Consider the following 17,353-nt stretch of genomic DNA (forward strand, 5'->3'; position numbering starts at 1 on the left):
TCCTTCTTCCAAGCCGCCTACCGGGTTAGCTGACGGGTTCGGACGTGGAAGTCGCCCTACGGCCTGAGAACAGGCCGATTCACCCCAGTGCGGGACTGCCTGGAGTCCGGCACGCTGGGTCCCCGGCTCCGCGCGATGGCGGACTCGGCGTTTGCCGCTGCGATCCGTGGGCGCTGGGCCCGGCCACGGGACCTGTGTCCCGTGCGCGAAAGAGCGGCGCTGATGGTTATGGGTGCGCGGCCGCGTCGGGGCCGCGTGCTGGGAACACCTGCGGGCGCTCGCTCAGACCTGCACGCGTGGCGTGCGCATGGTCGGCCGGCGGTGCCGGATGAGGCGTTCGTGCCCCATGGGGCACATAACACGGAAGTGCCTGGCGAGCACCTTGATGGGACGACAAGCTACATGGACCACCAAAGGAAGGCAAACTCCCCCAAAATCACGAACCGCCCAGCTCAGCGCGTCGGTGTCCGGCCGAGCACCGGCCGAAGCATGATCGACATTTCCCGTCCGTCGCGGTAATGATCTTGTATAGATCGCCCCAAGGTGATCGTCCGACATCGACGGAGAGGGCATCCGATGGCGATTCCCAGGTCCGCGCACCGGCTTCCGCTGGCGGTGGCCGCGGCCGGCGCGACGACGCTCGGGCTGTTCGCGCCCGCGGCGGCGGCCGACGTCCGGTACGAGCCCGGTTCATCCGGCCTCGGCGACTCCTACTTCCCCGACCTCGGCAACGGCGGGTACGACGTCGAGCGGTACCACCTGAAGACCGCGTACGACCCCGCCACCGACCGGCTCACCGGCACGACCACCATCACGGCCACCGCCACCCAGAACCTGTCCCGGTTCAACCTCGACTTCTACAAGATGAACGTCCGGTCGGTGCGCGTGAACGGCCACAAGGCATCGTTCGAGCGCACGGGCGAGCGTGAACTGGAGATCACGCCGCGGAAGGGGCTGCGGAAGCTGAGGTCGTTCGGCGTGACCGTCCGGTACGACGGTGTGCCCCAGCCGCTGAGCGGCCCGGTCGTCTTCGACCTGCCGTACGGATTCCTGGCGACCAAGGACGGCGCCACGGTCATGGGCGAACCCAACGGGGCGTCCACCTGGTTCCCGGCCAACGACCATCCGACCGACAAGGCGCTGTTCACGGTCGAGACGACCGTGCCGCACGGCCTCAAGGCGATCTCCAACGGCCGCCTCCTCCGGCAGCGGACCGCCGGCGGCAAGGACACCTTCCTGTGGCGGGAGGACCGCCCGATGGCGACGTACCTGGTGACCAACTCGATCGGGCGGTTCAACGTCTCCACGACCACGACCCCCAAGGGCGTCCCGCAGCTCGACGCGGTCGACCCGGAGGTGGCGTCGGACCCCAACTCGCTCGACACCCCGCGCAACACCACGCGGGTGACCGACGAACTGGCCGGCTACATCGGCGCCTACCCGTTCACCAGCACCGGGTCCATCGTCGAGAACGACTCCGGCCCGCCGCTGAACCTCGAGAACGCGCTGGAGACCCAGACACGGCCGACCTACCAGAGCCCGCCCGTCGAGAAGGGCGTGGCCCACGAGATCAGCCACCAGTGGTTCGGCGACAGCGTCTCCGTGCGCCGCTGGAAGGACGTCTGGCTGAACGAGGGCTTCGCGAAGTGGGTCGAGTGGTACTGGGCCGAGCGGCACGGCGGCCAGTCCGCGCAGCTCTCCTTCCAGCAGTCCTACGACGACCCGCCGCCCATCCAGCCGGACCGGCCCCCGTTCTGGGACGTCGTGATCGCCGACCCCACCCGCGACCAGATGTTCCACCGCGCGATGTACTTCCGCGGCGCGATGACGCTCCAGGCGCTCCGCCACAAGATCGGTGACGAGCGGTTCCTGCGGCTGGTCCGCACCTGGGTGGCGACCAAGAAGTACGGCAACGCGTCCACCGAGGACTTCGAGGCACTGGCCGAGCAGGTCTCCGGGCAGGACCTCGGCGCGTTCTTCAGGGTCTGGCTCCACGCACCGGGCAAACCCACCGCCTGGTGACCGCCGGGGCCGATTGATTATTGACGGAACTTCTGAGCTACGTCATAGTTTTGTAGCATGATCGCCGCTCCCCCGCGGGCGACGGCGGTCGTCGCGCCGTCGGCGAAGGAGTCCCCGTGAGAAGAGCCCCTTTCAGCGCCGTCGCGGCGGCGATCCTGCTGGCCTCGGCGATGGCGGCTCCCGCCGTCGCCGGGCCGGCGGGCGCGCCCCTCCGGGACGGCGCTCCCGCCGTGACCGTGGCCGATCCGGAATCCGCCTGCGCCGCCATGCGCGGCACCACCGTCCCCGCCGGCAGGATCGGCACGCCCGGGATGCTCCGGGCCGACGCCACGGTGACCTCGGCCGTCTACCAGAACGCGTCCGACGCGGTCCTCAGCGCGAACGGGCAGCCCGCACGCAACGCCGCCAACTCCTCGGCTGTCGTGACGCCGGCCAAGCCGGCCCACTGCAGGCTGACCGGGAACATCGCGCCGGTGACCAAGAGCGCGCAGCCGATCGGGTTCGAGGTGAACCTGCCGACCGAGTGGAACGGCTCGTCCACCCAGTTCGGCGGGGGAGGGTTCAACGGACGCCTGACCGACGCGGCCGGATACATCAGCAGCGACATCAACGCCGGCGACGTCCTCACCCCGCTGAAGCGCGGCTACATGACCGTGGGCACCGACTCCGGCCACCTCATCACCGCAAGCCCGCGCTACGACTCACCCGACCCCGTCGAGCGGGCGGGCGCGACCTTCGACTTCGCGCTCGATCCGGAGATGTTCCGCAACTTCGCCACCGACGCCTACAAGAAGGTCCACGACGTGGGGGAGGAGATCGCCAAGGGCTACTACGGCGAACGTCCCCGCAAACGGTTCTGGGTCGGCGGTTCCGAGGGAGGACGCGAGGGCCTGCTCATGGCGCAGCGATTCCCGGAAGACATCGACGGTGTCTTCGCACGCGTGCCGGTCATCGGATGGACCGGGCTGTTCAGCAACTTCATCGCCACCCTCCAGGCCGTCGAGCGCAACGGGAAGGCGGGCGGCTTCACCGCCGCCGACATCGGCCTGCTGGGACGCACGTCCGCGCGTGCCTGCGACGCGCGCGACGGCATCGCCGACGCCGTCCTCAGCGACTACCGCGGCTGCCAGGCCAAGGTCCTCAAGGCCGTGCGCGCCCTGAAATGCGCCGGGGCGCCACGGCCGGGCAGCTGCCTCTCCGCCGCGCAACTCAACGTCGTCGACACGGTGTTCACTCGGCTCGACCTCGGGTTCAGGCTGCCAAGCGGCCTGGACCACTACCCGGGGTTCCTGTTCGGGGGAGAACCCTGGTCCCTGGCATCGAAGGTCGGCGACAACCCCTCTCTCGACTACGGCGACACCGGATACCCCAGATACGCCGAGTACGGCGTCGGCGCCGCCAAGTTCGTGTTCGGCCGCGACCCCGGCCTGGACGTGGTGAACGGCTTCGACCGGACCGAGTACCGGCAACGCATGGCGCAGGTCTCGACGATGATGGACACGCTCGACCCCGACCTGTCGACCTTCGACAAGCGCGGCGGCAAGCTCATCGTCCTGGAGTGCACCGCCGACTACGCCCAGAGCGCGGCGATGGGAATGAAGTACTACGACTCGGTGGTCTCGACCATGGGCAAGGCGACGACCGGCGGGTTCATGCGACTGTACGTTTCACCAGGCACCGACCACGGCTGCGGCGGAAGCATCGACCCCGCCACCCTCGACGCCGGCGGCAAGACCCCCTACGGAGTCGGCACCAGCGCCGGGACCGTCAACGGAGTGCCGCGCAACGTCGACTGGTTCGGCGTCCTGGAGAACTGGACACTGAACGGCAGGGCACCGGGAAGCTCGGTGACGGCCACCGCCAACCACTATGCGCCGCCGTTCGAGGTGCTGGCCGCCAAGCCCGTCTGCGCCTACCCGCTGTTCCCGCGCTACACCGGCGGCGACCCGGCCTCCGCGAACGGTTACACCTGCCGACGCTGATTCCGGGGCGTGGCGGCGACGGCGCCGGAGCCGCCTTCTCCGGCCGCCGCACGCGCCTGGGGCCCCGCGTATCCTATGACGTACGTCATAGGGAGTGGTGTGAGGGTGTCACGAAGCGGCGCGGAGTCGCGGCAGCGGATCGTCATCGGCGCCGCCGACCTGATCCGGCGGCGCGGGCTGGCCGCCAGTACGGTCCGCGACCTGGCCGAGCACGCCGAGGCGCCGCTCGGCTCGACCTACCACTACTTTCCGCGGGGCAAGCAGCAGCTGGCCGCCGAGGCCGTCCGATTCGCGGGCGACCTGGTGCTCCTGGCCCTGGACCGCGAACTGCGAGCCGGACCCATCCCGGGGCTGCGGGCCTTCCTGGCCCTGTGGCGCGAAACCGTGATCTCCAGCGGGTTCCGGGCGGGCTGCCCCGTCCTCGCCGTCGCGGTCGAGGAACCGCCCGCCGACGGCGACCCCGAAGCCATCACCGCGGCCGCCGAAGTGTTCGCCGGCTGGCAGGAGATGCTCGCCGGATCGCTGCGCGCGCACGGCGCCGGTGACTCACAGGCGCGCAGGCTGGCCACCCTCATCGTCGCGGCGGTCGAGGGCACCGTCGCGATGTGCCGTGCGAGCGGTGACATCCGCCCGCTGGACGACGTCGCCGCCGAACTGGAGGCCCTCGTCGCGGCCGCGGTCGCTCCATGACCCTCGCCTTGTACCATGTGGTACAAGATCGGTTCATGGTGCTCGTTCCGGATGCCCCGCGTGCCCGGGCGATCGCGGCTTGGAGTGATGCATGGGCTTGGAGGAGAGCCTGCCCAGCGGCTTCCTGCTGACCACGGTTGAGCAGGTCGCGGGGTGGGCGCGCAGCAGTTCGGTGTGGCCGGCGACGTTCGGCCTGGCATGCTGCGCGATGGAACTCATGGCCACCGGCGACCCCCGCCATGACATGTCCAGATGGGGGATGGAGCGCGCGGCGGCGACGCCGCGGCAGGCCGACCTGATGATCGTGGCGGGCCGGGTGAGCCAGAAGATGGCGCCGGTGCTGCGGCAGATCTACGACCAGATGACCGAGCCGAAGTGGGTCATCGCGATGGGCGTGTGCGCCTCGTCCGGCGGCATGTTCAACAACTACGCGATCGTGCAGGGCGTGGACCACATCGTCCCGGTGGACATCTACCTGCCCGGCTGCCCGCCGCGCCCGGAGATGCTGCTGGACGCGATCCTGAAGCTGCACGACAAGATCAACAACACCAAGCTCGGGCCGCGGCGCGCGAAGCAGATCGCCGAGCTGGAAGAGGTCGAGCGCCGCCGGCTGCCGCTCCTGGGACTTCCGGACGGGCACTCTTCGGCCGTGCACTCTTCGGCTGTGCACGGCGCCGGCCGCGAGTAACGCAACGGGCAATGGGGCCGGCACTAGGCTGTGGCCATGGCTGATCAAGGCGGAATACCGGTGCTCCCCGAGCAGGACTTCACGCCAGAATTCGTCGTCCCCGTCAATCAAGAGTCGGTCGCCCGAGCCCGTCGCGCAGTAGCGCGGATACTGCGAATATCGGCATGGGTGCAGGTGGCCGGCGGTGGCCTCATCATCGCCTGTGGAGGCGCCGTCGCCATTCTGGTAAAGCGCGATCTGGGTGATAATTGGCCGATCGCGGTGTTCATCAGCGCACCGGGGTTGATCATGCTTTACGGAGCACGTAGCCGGTTCGCCGGGCTGCGGCGGATAAAGCAGACCTGGGCGGCCGCAGGTATCCCCGAAGTGGCGATGCATCTGTCCCACGATGGGCTACGTTGCGGTATGGATGGAGCGCCGCCGGTCTTTCTCCCGTGGCCCACCGTCGTTGCGCTTCACCTCAAATCCTGGCGCGGCCAGAAATCTCTTCTCATTCAACTCGCCCCCGGTGTGACGGCGGCCGCGCCAGGCGTCATCGGGCTCGATCACCCGGACGTTCAGCGCACATTGCAGCGCAAGCAGTTCGGTTTCAAAGGCCTTCGCTTCGCCGTGACCGCACTCCGCCGCCCACCCGAAGAGATCGATCAGGCTTTGGCCTGGTTCACTCGTGGCCGCGTACGAATCCACCAGTGATGAAGGTCTCCAGGGCCTCGGTCACGCCCTCGGTGTCGCCGGTCGCGAGGAGGTCGAGCAGAAGTCCGCGGATGACCGCCAGGCCGAGCCGGGCGGTCGGCCGGGCGGTTTCGGGCGGCATGCCGGATCGGATGTTGAGTTCGGTCAGCTGGGAGAGCCAGGACTGTACGAACTTGTCCGCGACGTCGGGGGAGTAGGAGCGGCCTTGCAGCGCGTGCGCGTACACCTCGAAGAACAGCCGCTCGTGCGGGAACATCGCCGGATCGGTGAGCCGGCTCCACAGTTCTCGCGCGGTGGCCGGAAGGTCCCGGCTCAGGGAGATCTCGTGGAGGACCGCGCGCTGGCGCTCCTCGACCTCCCGCACGATCTCGGCCTGGAGCCCTTCTTTGGAGCCGAAGTAGTACACCAGCATGCGGTGGCTGGTGCCCAAGGCAGTGGCGAGGCGGCGCAGGCTGAGGTCGCTGACCCCGTTGGCGGCCACATGATCCACCGCAGCGCGTAGGAGACGGGCCTTGGTCTCCTCGTAGCCTGCCGCCATGTTCCCCCTCGCGTGGACGTGCGCGAGCACCCTACCCCGCGCCCTCCGGCCTGGCGCGAACGTGCCGGCCCTCACCTCCGGTTGACGGAGGTGAGGGCCGGTAGGTCACCGCTCCCCGCAGTTGCGGAGCGCGGCATTGTGCCCGAGGGGAGCCCGCTCGTAGGGCCCCCCAGGCAGCATGCGCCAGGGCCTTCCCGCGACTGAATCGCCGGAGAACCCGCGGCGCATGTAGTAGTCCTCGAACTCCACGCCGTCGAAACGGGCGGCGACGAGGACTTCCAGCGCCTGCACATGGGAGGCGCCGGTCCCCAGCAGCCGGCCGTAGCGCAGGCCGGGCTGGCTCTCCCTCGTCGAGCAGGACCCCTTCTCGACCTTGGTGTAGTCGCCCGCGGCCCCCAGAACCTCGATGATCATCTGACGGCTGGGAGCGGTTCCGGTGAAGGCGATCGCCCAGAACTGGACCTGCTGGTACTCGCGGGCGTCGAACAGGTGCACGAACAGTTCCTTCGCGCCCTCGGGGGACTCGCCGTGTGCCCGTACGGTGAAGTACCCCCAGTTGTCGAGATCGCTGCGGTGGGCGATCTCGATCGCCTCCCGCTGCGTCCCGTCGCCTAGCAGGCGTGCACCGCAGTAGCGCTGCCAAACGCCGCGCCGGTCTCGGAGACGAAAGCCGGCGACGATCCTGAGGGCCTCACACACCTCTTGACGGGTCGCGCCTTCGCGGGCGATGACGTAGTCGAGAAGCGAGAGCGGCTCGACACGGTAGGCGAGGAAGTCGTCCAGGTCCTGGGGCGAAATCCCGGCCGTCACCGCGTCGTCGTAAACCTTGCGCTCCTGCTCGCTGAGGCCAGGCTGACGCCGCTCGGTCTCCAACATGCGAACCTCCGGTTCTCTTGTTCGTAATGATCTTCTGCTGGAACCGTCCGACCGCTGCGGGCCCGGGCAAGCGGATTCGCGGCACCGCACATGGAACGAACTGGAGGGAGACGGCGACGAACGACGGGAGAGCGAATCCGAGCGGTTTCGTCACTCTTCGGATTCCGGCGGCACGGCCGGCCCGGCGTGCACTTCGACGGTTCGCCCGTCGGGATCGTCGAGCAGGTGCCGACCGGCTTTCATCGGGGGCGTCATGGTGTGGCCGGTGACGTTGAAGCCGAGTCGAGCGCTGGTGGCAGGGCGTCGCTCGGTGGCGGGATAGAGCTCCAGCACCGTCCCGTCGGGCATCACGGCGGCGTAGTGCTCCGGCCCATTGCCGTGTTGTTCTTTGCGGAACGTCAGACCCAGGCGGGTGTAGAACCGGCGGGATTCTTCTAGGTGATCGGTGTAGAGGACCAGCAACGCCATGGACACCGTGGCGGGCGGGCCAGTGCTCATGGAAACGCCTCCTGGCGGTGGCCGATGGGTCGCGACCTCTCAACACATATCACCGGCTCGGATACCCGAACGTCAGCCGGGTGCGGACCCAGCCGGCGGCTGCGGCGGCGGGCCACAGGCGGGAGGCGAAATTCCGCGCGGTGATGCCCATGCGTGAGGTGGGGACCATCAGTGCGGCCGCCGTGGCCACGTTGTCCTGCCTGGGGTCGACCAGCTCGCGGTGGGCGGCCTCGTAGCGGGCGAAGGCGCCCTCAGGGGTGGCGGCGAGTTCGTTGGCGAGCGTGTAGGCGCCCGCCATGGCCAGGGTGGAGCCGTCACCGAACAGCGACACCGAGGAGGCCGCGTCGCCCAGTAGCGCCACGCGCCCGTCGTGCCAGCGGTCGATCCGCACCTGGCTGACCGAGTCCAACCACAGGTCGTCGGCGGCCATGGCCTGGTCCAGTAGATCGGGCACGCGCCAGCCGGCGCCGGCATAGGCCTCGGCCAGGATGCGCTTGTTCCGGCCGGTGTCGCGGTGGTCGAAGCCGTCCACCTCCGGGCTGCGGAAGATGAACGCGGCCAGGGCGCGGCCGCGCACGGGGTGGAGCGCGACCATGCGGCCGGGCGAGTTGTGGATGACCACGTTGCGTTCGTCCTCGGCCGGGCCGTCCAGCGCCATCGTCGCCACGTACAGCCCCGCGTGGCGCACGAACCGCTCCTCGGGGCCGAAGGCCAGGCGGCGTGTCATCGAGTGCAGCCCGTCGGCGCCGATCACCAGGTCGAACCGGCGCGGCACGGCCTTGGCGAAGGTGACCTCCACACCGCTCCCGTCCTGCTGGACGGCGGTCATGGTGTCGCCGAACAGGTACTCGGCCGAGTCGCGGCCGGCCTCGTAGAGGATCTCGGCCAGGTCGGTGCGCGTCACCTCCACCTCCCGGCTGCGTCCGGCCCGCCGCAGGGCGCGGGTGTTCACCCCGCCCACCCGGCGGCCGGAGTCGTTGACGAAGGTCATTCCGGTCGCGGTGGTCGCCGCCGCGCGCAGCCGCTCCATCACGCCCATGCCCTCGGCCACCTCCACGGCCGGGCCGCGCACGTCCACCGGGCTGCCGCTGGAGCGCAGGCCGGCGGCCCGCTCCACGACCGTGGTCCGGAAGCCGCTCCGGGCGAGCCAGTAGGCCAGCGTGGTCCCGCCGATGCCGGCGCCGGAGATCAGAACAGTCTTCACAGGGTCCTCCTCAGGGATTGAGGAGACCGTATGACCAGATTTGAAATTTAGTCAACTACTAACTGGAAGTTGACCAGAAGTGACATCTGGTCATATGGTCATGGCGTGGAACGCCTCCGTGACCCCCGCGAACGCGCCGCCCGCGCCGCCCGCATCCTCGACGCGGCCGCCGACCTGCTGCTGCGCCACGGCTACCGGCGGGTGAGCATCGACGACGTGGCGGCCGGGGCCGGCATCGGCAAGGGCACCGTCTACCTGCACTGGAAGAGCCGCGACCAGCTGTTCTCCGCCGTCTTCACCCGCGAGGTCTGCCTCGCGATCGACGAGGTGCGCCAGGCCCTGGCGGACGAACCGCGGACCGCCCTGCTCCACCGCTTCGCGCACGCCTACTTCCTGGCCATCGCGCGGCGGCCGCTGCTGCGCGGCTTCCTGCTCGCCGACGCCGAGCTGATCGGCAGGCTGACCGTCGACCTGGACGACCGCCACGCCACGATGGCCCAGGGCTACTTCGAGCTGCTGGCCGGGCACGGCCTGCTCTGCGCCGATATGGACGTGGCCGAGGTCGGCTACGCCTATCAGGCGACGTTCGAGGGGTTCCTGCGCGCCCAGGAGGACGGCGCGTCGGCCGACGGCTGGGAGCCGCGGGCCGACCTGCTCGCACGGACCGTGCGGCGGGCCTTCGAGAGCGGCGCGGTGCTGCCCGATTCGGTGATGCGGGAGCTGGCGGCCGCGACCGGGGCGCTGTTCACCGAGATGATCGACGCGGACCTCGCGGCATCCGGCATCAGAGCCGGGTGAAGCGATCTGGAGTGAACGCCGCCGTCCTGCTCAGGGCGACGACTTCGTGGCCGAAGCCGACGACGATCTGTCCGTCCGAAGAGATGGCGACGCCGAAGACCTTCCACGTGAAGTGCAGGTCTCGGCCGACCTGCTCCCTGGTGGCGAGATCCCAGAATCTGACCGTGTGGTCGTCGCCGCCGGTGACGATGAGCCGGCGGCCGCCGATGTCGCCGACGGCCACGGCGTTCGCGCCCCACTCGTGGGCGGTGATGGGCGCGCCGGCCTGGGCTCCCGCGGTCAGGTCCCACACCCGGACGGTCCGGTCCGGGCCGGCGGTGACGGCGTGCGGCCGCCCGTCCACCGCTGTCGTGGCGATGGCGTAGACGGACTGGTCGTGGCCGGTCAGAGGCTGGCCCACCGGCCGGCCGGTGATGAGGTCCCACAGGTACAGCGTGCCGCCCAGCGCGGCGACGACCAGGTGCGGCCGCCCGTCGATCTCCACCGGTGCGGCGATGTCCCAGTACTCGTCGCCGTCCATCGGCGTGCCGACCCGCTCGCGGGTGGTGAGGTCCCAGACGGGCAGGCCGTCGTCGGTGCAGAAGACGGCGTGCGGCCGCCCGTCGATCATCACCGTGGCGGCCGGGCCCAACCCGTTGCCGACGGTGAACGGCTCGCCGGCCGGCTTGCCGGTGATCAGGTCCCACATCCCGGCCTCGGCGCCGCGGCCCCTGCCGGTGACGAGGTGCTCGCGGCCGCCGAAGCCGATCGTGGAATGTGCGATCTCGGCACCGAGCCCACCGGTCTCCAGGACGATGCCCGGGGCGCCCGTGGCGAGGTCCCAGGTCCGCACGACTCCGCCGGAGTCACCGGAGACGACGTGCGGGCGCCCGTCGAGCTCGGCCGTCAGCACCGCGTCGACCATCTTCCGGTGGCCGGGCACCGGGCGGCACTCCGGCGGGAGCGGCCTCAGCTCCCACACGCGGACGGTCCCGTCCGGATGTCCGGTGATCGCGTGCGGACGGCCATCGACGACGGTGCCGCTCACGCAGCCGGCATAGCCGACCGACAGCTTCTCGATCACCTCGTCACGGCTGTCGAAGTCCAGGACGGCGAGCATCCCGTCGCGGTCCAGGACGACGGCGTGGGTCCGCCCGTCGATCTCGACGATGGACACGTCCAGCACCGGTTCGGGCCGGCTGACCAGCGGCGCGCCGACCCGTTCGCCCGTGGTCAGATCCCACAGGAACACCGTTCCGTCGGTGGCGGTGGTGACGGCGTGGGGACGCTCGCCGAGGACGACCGTGGTCACCGTGTTCACCGCCGCGTCATGCCCGCGCGGGCTCGGATCGGCCGGATTGCCAGTGGCCATGTCCCACACCCACACGCTCCCGTCCCGGAAGCCGGCGACCGCGTGCGCCCGGCCGTCGATCACCACGGCGGCCAGCGCGGCGAGCCCTTCGTCATCGGGGCAGTACAGCGCCGAGCCGGTGGTGAGATCCCAGCCCTCGACCATTCCGTCGGTGGAGCCGTCGTCGCTGTAGCTGGCGACGGCGTACGCGTGCCCACCGGCCGTCACGGTGGCCAGAGAGTCGATCCAGTTGAACCTGGCCGTGTACGTGCGCACCTGTCGGCAGGTGGTCAGGTCCCACACCCGCAGGTTCTCGTCGGTGCCGGCGGTGATCGCGTGCGGGCGGCCGTCGATCTCCAGCGTCGTCACGGCGCGCACCCACGTTTCGTCGCCGCATTCCATCGGCTCGCCGACCGGCTCCCCGGTGACCGCGTCCCACAGCCGGGCCGTCCCGCGGCCGCCGTCTTCGCAGTCGCCACCGCTGACGACGTGCGGCCGTCCGCCGATCACGACCGGGGCGACCGCCCCGACCGAATGCGGACCGGTATCGATCGTGACGCGCAAGCGAGGCTCGACGAGGGCTCCCGTCGCCCAGTCCACCGTCCACTCGGCGTCCGGTTCGTCCGGTACGGGCGTCGCGATGATCTGGGAGGACAACGCCCGGTCTCCGAACCGCGCCGCGTCCAGCGCGAGGATCTGCCGCCGCTTCCACGGGGCCATATCGCGGTGCACGTGATGCGAAGTCCGGTGGATCGCCGCCATCGTGCTCGGCGCTCGGTCCAGCGCCGCGAGAACCTTCGGACGGTCCCCGTTGATCATGGCGTCGACGGAAACGGCGTCGTTGTCGTCCATCATGATCGGCAACCTAGTGGCAGGCACCGTCACAACGAGGACGCATGATCGATCTTCACCGTTGCGCGGGGCCGCGATCGCCACGGCGATCACGGCCCCGATCCGAAGACCACGCCCGTGCGCCGGTCGTCTCCCGCCGATCAGTGGGCGCGGCCCCGGTGGTCGCTCAGCCGGCCATCCGCCGCCGCAGGTAGTCCTTGCCCTGCTCGGCGCCCTTGCGGCTCTCGGTCTGGGCACGGCGGAACAGATCGGCCAGTTCGTTGTCGCCGGCGCGCTCGGCGTCGGCGATGAAGGTCTCCAGCCGCAGCGCGTTGCTCAGGCACTGCTCGACGAACCAGACCAGGTTGTAGTCCTTGTCCATCGTGCCGGTGATGCCGCCGGTCTCCTGTGCTGTGCTCACTTGTTTCGCCTCCTCTCCATTGTGTCGGCCGTCCCCTACCCGGCACGTCGGCCCCCATGCCCAAACCCGTTCGCCACATGGAAAGGCGCGTCGGTAGGGTCGCGCAATGATGATCTTCGGCCCGGTCCTCGACGTTCGTCCGCTGTTCCCGCGTGAACGGCGCGTGATGCTCGAACTGCTCGGAGCCCTGGGCCCCGCCGACTGGGCCGCGCCGACGGTGTGCCCCGGATGGGACGTGCACGATGTCGTCGCGCACGTGCTCAACGACTACATGCGGCGTCTGTCGGGCAGCCGCGACGGGCATGGCGGCGCGGTGTTCGCCGATGACGAGACGCTTCCCGCATATCTGGCGCGCACCAACGACGAGTTCGTCCGGGCGTCCCGGCAGCTCAGCCCGCAACTGATGATCGAACTGCTGGATCACCTGGGACCGCGGCTGGACGCCGTGTGGGCGGGACGGGACCTCCAGGCTCCCGCCGACCTGAACGTCTCCTGGGCCGCGACCGACCTCGACAGCCCCGCCTGGCTCGACATCGGCCGCGACTACACCGAGTTCTGGGTCCACCAGCAGCAGGTGCGCGACGCCGTCGCCGTCTCAGGCGCCACCGAGCCCGATCTCATGGCTCCGGTGCTGGACCTCTTCGCCCGCGCCCTGCCGCATACCTTGCGGACTCACGACCGGCCGGAGGGCAGCACGGCTCACCTGGAGGTGCTGGGCCCGGCGGGCGGACGATGGGGCGTGATCCGGCAGGACGGACGATGGCGGATGGCCGAGCCCCAAGAGGAGCCGACCGCCCGCGTCTCGATGGACCAGGACACCTTCTGGCGGCTGGCGACCAGAGGCATCACCGTGGAGCAGGCACGCAAGCGCTCGACGACCAGCGGCGACCCGGAGCTCACCAGCGCCATCACGGCCCTGCTCGCGATCGTCGCCTAGCCCGGCCACGCCCGACTCTGGGTTGAAGGCCGATCGCTTCAGCGATGGCGGCCGGGACCGGCCGTGGTCGGGGTGAAGCGGACGGGCAGCGCTGTCAGGGCACGGTGGAACGGACCGGGCCGCCAGGTCGCCTCGCCGCCCGGGAAAGCCGGCGTCAGTCCGGGCAGTCCGTCGAGGAGCCTTTCGATGGCGGCCGTCGCGATGAGGAGCGCGGGCCGCTTCGCGGGGCACAGGTGCGAGCCGGCGCCCCAGGCGAGGTGGGCCCGGTTGCCGACCCGTGCATCCGCCATGGAGTGCGGGTCGGTGTTGGCGGCGGAGAAACCGATCACCACCGGCTGGTGCGCGGGCAGGACCGTCCCGCGGAACTCCACGTCCCGTCGGGGATAGGTGAAGCCGAAGTTCGCGATGGGCGGGTCGGTCCACAGCAGCTCGTCCAGCGCGTCCTCGATGAGCAGGTTGCCGCCCCAGACGTCGTCGGCCGTCTTCTCACTGGTCAGCAGCAGGTGGACTCCGTTGGCGATGAGGTTCTGCTCCGGTTCGGCCCCGGCGCCCATGAGGAGGAGCACCTGGTGCAGCGCCTCCTCGTCGGACAGCCCGACCGGATCGGCCAGCATCCGCGAGGTCAGGTCCTGCCCCGGCAGGCGCCGTTTCAACGCGATCAGCTCGGCGACGCCCTGGGTGAGCTCGGCGTTCGCCTTCTCCGCGTCGACGCCGTCGAAGATGTCCTTGAACCCGCGGGCCAGCCGCTCGCTGAGGGCGGGCGGGCAGCCGAGCAGCCGGGTGAACAGCAGCAGCGACAGGGGTCGTGCGAAGGCGGCGAGCAGGTCGGCCTCGCCCGCGGCGCCGAATCCCGCGATGAGCTCGTCGGCGATGTCGCCCACCTGCTCGCGCAGCAAGGACGAGTCGATGTGGTCCAGCGCGTGCGTGACCGCCCGCCGCAGCCGCGTGTGCAGTGGATCGTCGGTGTACATGCAGTTCGGCCGGTACATCATCAGCGGCAGCACCGGGCAGTCATGCGGGACGTCCTGCTGCCATTCCCGCGGGTCCTTGGGGAAGGTCATCGGATCCCGCAGCACCTGGAGCGCGGCCTCGTAGCCGACGATGAGGGTCGCCGGAACGCCGGGGGCCAGCTCGACCGGCACGGCCTCTCCGTACTCCCGCAGCCGCGCGTATGTCCGCGCGGGGTCCTCGGCGAATGCCTGGTCGTACAGCCGCACACGCTCCGGGTGCGGCGGAAGGTGTCCGGTTCCGCCTGGGACGGTGTCCATGGTGGTTCCTCCGGGTGGTCGGATCGGCATGCTCAGGGATGCTCCGCCGTGCCCGCCCGTTCGGCGCGCATGGCGCGAAGCAGGAGACCGGGCCGGATGAGGGTGTTCGGGTGGGCTCGCATGTGCGTGACCTGGAGGAAGCGGTGGTTGATCTCCGCGTCGGTCACGGAGGCCCGCAGGATCAGGTCGCTGATGCGGTGCGCGACCCGGAAGCCGCGCGGATAGGGGCCGGTGACGTGCGGCAGCGCGAGGTCGTTGGTCGTCGACGTCTGCCAGGCGGCGTCGACGACCAGCCGTACGCGGGCGAAGTAGTCGCGCGCCGGCTCGGCGAGCGACGGCGCCGACCGCAGGTAGGCCGACAGGCAGGAGGCGTGGAGCGCGGCCGACGACATGCCCTGGCCGTACACGGGATTGAACGAGGCGACCGCGTCGCCCACCGCGACGAGACCGGCCGGCAGCCGCCGCACCGCGTGGAAGTCGCGGCGCCGGGAGTCGGCCTGCCGGTAGGTCACGACCGGTCCGATCATCGGGGACCCCTCGGCGACCCACCCGAAGAAGGGCGGGAGCCGCCGGCAGCGCGCGCGGAACTCCTCCGGGTCCCGCGTCGGCCGGTCGTCGGCGAATCCGGACAGCAGGATGGACCAGCGGCCGTCCTCGACCGCGGTCAGCACGCAGACCCCCGGGCGGCGTCCCGCGCCCGGCTGGACGACCGACTGGACGGTGGAGACGCCGAGCGGGGCGCCGTCACGCCGGAAGCTGGCGGTGGCGTAGCCGAGGTCGATGCCGACCCGCCGCATCGGCGGCCGGGGCCGGCCGGCCTCTTCGAGCCAGTCACCGAGCCGGCTCGACCGGCCCATCGCGTCGACGACGAGATCGGCGGGCAACTCGGCGATCCCTTCGGCCGGATCGCCCTCGGCGGTGTACCGCACGCCGGTGACCCGGTCCGTCGCGAACGTCAGGCCGCAGGCCCGGGCCCGGATCAGCCGGACGTTGCGGAGGGCGAGCGTCCTGGCCCGTACCCGGCTCTCCAGGAACGGCCGGCTGGCGCTGACGATCTCGTCGGCGACCGGCACCTTGAGGGTGCCGTCGACGTACATGTGGATGGCCTCGTCCTTCGACAGCACCGCACCGTCTGCGAGCAGGCTTTCGGAAAACCCGGGGAACCAGCGGTCGAGCTGGACCCGCCCCCCGTGCAGCAAGACGTGCACCTGCGTTCCCTGCGGCACCCCTGGCCTGGCCCCGTGCGCGTCCGGGTCATCGCGTTCCAGGACGACCACCTCGTCGGCGTGGTCACTGAGGACCCGGGCCGCGAGCAGGCCGGCGATGCTGCCGCCCAGCACGACGGCACGCCGCATCACGATCCTCGTGCCGGCCGGCGGCCACGCGGCTCCGAGTTCACGGAAACGGCGGACCGGTCTCCTGCTCATGTGCGTTCGTTCTCCAATGCGTCGGCTCGTCGTGGTGGATGTCAGGCTGGGACGGCGGCCGGGTCCGGCTTGCGGGCGACGCCGCCGAGCTGCCAGACGCGTTCGGCCACCCGGGGCGGCACCGCGACGTCCGGACGCCAGGACGACACCCAGGTCAGGCCCGGCTCGGCGAAGGTGAAGTCGCCGAAGAAGCCCGCGATGCGCTCGCGTTCGCGCGCCGTGGCCGAGGGCACGACGGACCGGTAGACGTCCATGACGCCCTCGACCTGCCGGGGGCGCGCCTCCGGGCACGCGTGGGAGAGCACGAGGTGACCGCCCGGGGGGAGCGCCTCGCGGATCTTCCGCATGACCTCCTCCGGACGGTCGGCGTCGGACAGGAACTGCAGGACCGGGGTGAGCAGTACCGCGACAGGTTCGTCCAGGTCGATGAGCCGAATGAACTCCGGGTGGCCCAGGATCGCGCCGGGGTCGCGCAGGTCGGCGTGGACGACCCCGATGCGGTCGTTCTCAGCGAGCAGGGCCTGACCGTGGGCCACGACGATCGGATCGTTGTCCACATAGAGCACCCGGGCGCTCGCGTCGTGGCCCTGGGCGATGTCATGGGCGTTCTCGGCGGCCGGCAGGCCGGTCCCGATGTCGACGAACTGCGTGACGCCGCACTCACGGACCAGGTACCGGACGGCTCTGCGGGAGAACCGGCGGTTCTCGACGACGACCTGCTGGATCCGGGGATCGGCGGCGACCGCCGCCCTCGCCTGTTCGCGGTCCACCCGGAAGTTGTCCTTGCCGCCCAGCAGGCAGTCGATGACGCGGGCGATGGACGGGGCCGCCGACGTCATCGTGGGCCCGGGATCGCGGATCGGCTCGCCGACGCGCCGCAGTGCTTCGCTCATCATCCGCGACCGTGATCCGGCTGGGCTCCGCGGGCGGCGGATTCGCGGGGCGCCGCCGGTGCCTGATGCATACGGAAATGGTGGGGCCGCAGGGATTCCCGGCTCATCCGTAGATTTACGGAGCCCGGTACGGAATCACCCCTACGGGGGCTTCGCGAGCGATGGGACGGAACTGCCGACTCCGCCACCGGACGGCACCGTATTCACTACGATCTCGGATCGTTCGGCATCCCCGCTCCCGCGGCGGGCGGCGAGGA

16 protein-coding genes and 1 riboswitch are annotated in these 17,353 nt (G+C 70.5%); of the genes, 7 read left to right on the forward strand and 9 right to left on the reverse strand.

The window, feature by feature from the left end; all coding sequences use genetic code 11:
• Positions 1-160, reverse strand: a riboswitch (cyclic di-AMP (ydaO/yuaA leader).
• 416 nt (positions 161-576) lie between these two features.
• The 5 genes from ACQPXG_RS07840 to ACQPXG_RS07860 all read left to right on the forward strand — a co-directional run bounded on the left by ACQPXG_RS07840 (position 577) and on the right by ACQPXG_RS07860 (position 6,075).
• Positions 577-2,022: a M1 family metallopeptidase gene (locus ACQPXG_RS07840; protein WP_433466946.1), complete on the forward strand. Its 1,446-nt coding sequence runs from the start codon at positions 577-579 to the stop codon at positions 2,020-2,022.
• Between the two features lie 116 nt (positions 2,023-2,138).
• Entirely contained in the window at positions 2,139-4,004 is a 1,866-nt protein-coding gene (locus tag ACQPXG_RS07845) for a tannase/feruloyl esterase family alpha/beta hydrolase (protein WP_433466947.1), read from the forward strand.
• Between the two features lie 99 nt (positions 4,005-4,103).
• Complete coding sequence (locus ACQPXG_RS07850; protein ID WP_433466948.1) at positions 4,104-4,694, forward strand: TetR/AcrR family transcriptional regulator; 591 nt, start codon at positions 4,104-4,106, stop codon at positions 4,692-4,694.
• Positions 4,695-4,785: 91 nt separating this feature from the next.
• Positions 4,786-5,382, forward strand: a complete 597-nt coding sequence (locus ACQPXG_RS07855) for a NuoB/complex I 20 kDa subunit family protein (protein WP_433466949.1) — start codon at positions 4,786-4,788, stop codon at positions 5,380-5,382.
• Positions 5,383-5,418: 36 nt separating this feature from the next.
• Positions 5,419-6,075: a hypothetical protein gene (locus tag ACQPXG_RS07860; protein WP_433466950.1), complete on the forward strand. Its 657-nt coding sequence runs from the start codon at positions 5,419-5,421 to the stop codon at positions 6,073-6,075.
• Here ACQPXG_RS07860 and ACQPXG_RS07865 read toward each other — a convergent pair.
• The 4 genes from ACQPXG_RS07865 to ACQPXG_RS07880 all read right to left on the reverse strand — a co-directional run bounded on the left by ACQPXG_RS07865 (position 6,044) and on the right by ACQPXG_RS07880 (position 9,191).
• A complete protein-coding gene (locus tag ACQPXG_RS07865) occupies positions 6,044-6,613 on the reverse strand; it encodes a TetR/AcrR family transcriptional regulator (RefSeq protein WP_433466951.1) in 570 nt (189 codons plus the stop codon). The two genes, ACQPXG_RS07860 and ACQPXG_RS07865, sit on opposite strands and share 32 nt — an antisense overlap.
• 105 nt (positions 6,614-6,718) lie before the next feature.
• A complete protein-coding gene (locus ACQPXG_RS07870) occupies positions 6,719-7,489 on the reverse strand; it encodes a hypothetical protein (RefSeq protein ID WP_433466952.1) in 771 nt (256 codons plus the stop codon).
• A gap of 150 nt (positions 7,490-7,639) precedes the next feature.
• Positions 7,640-7,987 (reverse strand): VOC family protein, encoded by a 348-nt coding sequence (locus ACQPXG_RS07875; protein ID WP_433466953.1) that lies wholly within the window; start codon positions 7,985-7,987, stop codon positions 7,640-7,642.
• 49 nt (positions 7,988-8,036) lie between these two features.
• Entirely contained in the window at positions 8,037-9,191 is a 1,155-nt protein-coding gene (locus ACQPXG_RS07880; protein WP_433466954.1) for an FAD-dependent monooxygenase, read from the reverse strand.
• Between the two features lie 105 nt (positions 9,192-9,296).
• On the opposite strand from ACQPXG_RS07880, the gene ACQPXG_RS07885 reads away from it, so the two are divergent.
• Positions 9,297-9,989, forward strand: a complete 693-nt coding sequence (locus tag ACQPXG_RS07885; protein ID WP_433466955.1) for a TetR/AcrR family transcriptional regulator — start codon at positions 9,297-9,299, stop codon at positions 9,987-9,989.
• Here ACQPXG_RS07885 and ACQPXG_RS07890 read toward each other — a convergent pair.
• The gene (locus ACQPXG_RS07890) at positions 9,976-12,174 is read right to left on the reverse strand and encodes a WD40 repeat domain-containing protein (protein WP_433466956.1); all 2,199 of its coding nucleotides are present in this window, start codon (positions 12,172-12,174) and stop codon (positions 9,976-9,978) included. The genes ACQPXG_RS07885 and ACQPXG_RS07890 overlap by 14 nt on opposite strands.
• A 163-nt stretch (positions 12,175-12,337) precedes the next feature.
• A complete protein-coding gene (locus ACQPXG_RS07895) occupies positions 12,338-12,571 on the reverse strand; it encodes a hypothetical protein (RefSeq protein ID WP_433466957.1) in 234 nt (77 codons plus the stop codon).
• Between the two features lie 106 nt (positions 12,572-12,677).
• On the opposite strand from ACQPXG_RS07895, the gene ACQPXG_RS07900 reads away from it, so the two are divergent.
• The gene (locus ACQPXG_RS07900; RefSeq protein WP_433466958.1) at positions 12,678-13,508 is read left to right on the forward strand and encodes a maleylpyruvate isomerase family mycothiol-dependent enzyme; all 831 of its coding nucleotides are present in this window, start codon (positions 12,678-12,680) and stop codon (positions 13,506-13,508) included.
• 38 nt (positions 13,509-13,546) lie between these two features.
• Here the strand turns inward: ACQPXG_RS07900 and ACQPXG_RS07905 are convergent, their stop codons facing one another.
• Genes ACQPXG_RS07905 through ACQPXG_RS07915 form a run of 3 tightly spaced genes read right to left on the reverse strand, consistent with a single transcriptional unit; the run spans position 13,547 to position 17,099 of the window.
• The gene (locus ACQPXG_RS07905; protein ID WP_433466959.1) at positions 13,547-14,776 is read right to left on the reverse strand and encodes a cytochrome P450; all 1,230 of its coding nucleotides are present in this window, start codon (positions 14,774-14,776) and stop codon (positions 13,547-13,549) included.
• 32 nt (positions 14,777-14,808) lie between these two features.
• Positions 14,809-16,203 (reverse strand): FAD-dependent oxidoreductase, encoded by a 1,395-nt coding sequence (locus ACQPXG_RS07910; RefSeq protein ID WP_433466960.1) that lies wholly within the window; start codon positions 16,201-16,203, stop codon positions 14,809-14,811.
• Positions 16,204-16,244: 41 nt separating this feature from the next.
• Positions 16,245-17,099, reverse strand: coding sequence for an SAM-dependent methyltransferase (locus tag ACQPXG_RS07915; protein ID WP_433466961.1), 855 nt, complete (start codon positions 17,097-17,099; stop codon positions 16,245-16,247).
• Between the last annotated feature and the right edge of the window lie 254 nt (positions 17,100-17,353).

Origin of the sequence: Spirillospora sp. CA-128828 (assembly GCF_050945415.1) — a bacterium.
Classification (GTDB): domain Bacteria; phylum Actinomycetota; class Actinomycetes; order Streptosporangiales; family Streptosporangiaceae; genus Spirillospora.

Coding starts and splice junctions, on each gene's coding strand:
- ACQPXG_RS07840 (WP_433466946.1), top strand. CDS start 577: ATGGCGATTCCCAGGTCCGCGCACCGGCTTCCGCTGGCGGTGGCCGCG.
- ACQPXG_RS07855 (WP_433466949.1), top strand. CDS start 4,786: ATGGGCTTGGAGGAGAGCCTGCCCAGCGGCTTCCTGCTGACCACGGTT.
- ACQPXG_RS07860 (WP_433466950.1), top strand. CDS start 5,419: ATGGCTGATCAAGGCGGAATACCGGTGCTCCCCGAGCAGGACTTCACG.
- ACQPXG_RS07865 (WP_433466951.1), bottom strand. CDS start 6,613: ATGGCGGCAGGCTACGAGGAGACCAAGGCCCGTCTCCTACGCGCTGCG.
- ACQPXG_RS07870 (WP_433466952.1), bottom strand. CDS start 7,489: ATGTTGGAGACCGAGCGGCGTCAGCCTGGCCTCAGCGAGCAGGAGCGC.
- ACQPXG_RS07875 (WP_433466953.1), bottom strand. CDS start 7,987: ATGAGCACTGGCCCGCCCGCCACGGTGTCCATGGCGTTGCTGGTCCTC.
- ACQPXG_RS07890 (WP_433466956.1), bottom strand. CDS start 12,174: ATGATGGACGACAACGACGCCGTTTCCGTCGACGCCATGATCAACGGG.
- ACQPXG_RS07900 (WP_433466958.1), top strand. CDS start 12,678: ATGATGATCTTCGGCCCGGTCCTCGACGTTCGTCCGCTGTTCCCGCGT.
- ACQPXG_RS07905 (WP_433466959.1), bottom strand. CDS start 14,776: ATGGACACCGTCCCAGGCGGAACCGGACACCTTCCGCCGCACCCGGAG.
- ACQPXG_RS07910 (WP_433466960.1), bottom strand. CDS start 16,203: ATGAGCAGGAGACCGGTCCGCCGTTTCCGTGAACTCGGAGCCGCGTGG.
- ACQPXG_RS07915 (WP_433466961.1), bottom strand. CDS start 17,099: ATGATGAGCGAAGCACTGCGGCGCGTCGGCGAGCCGATCCGCGATCCC.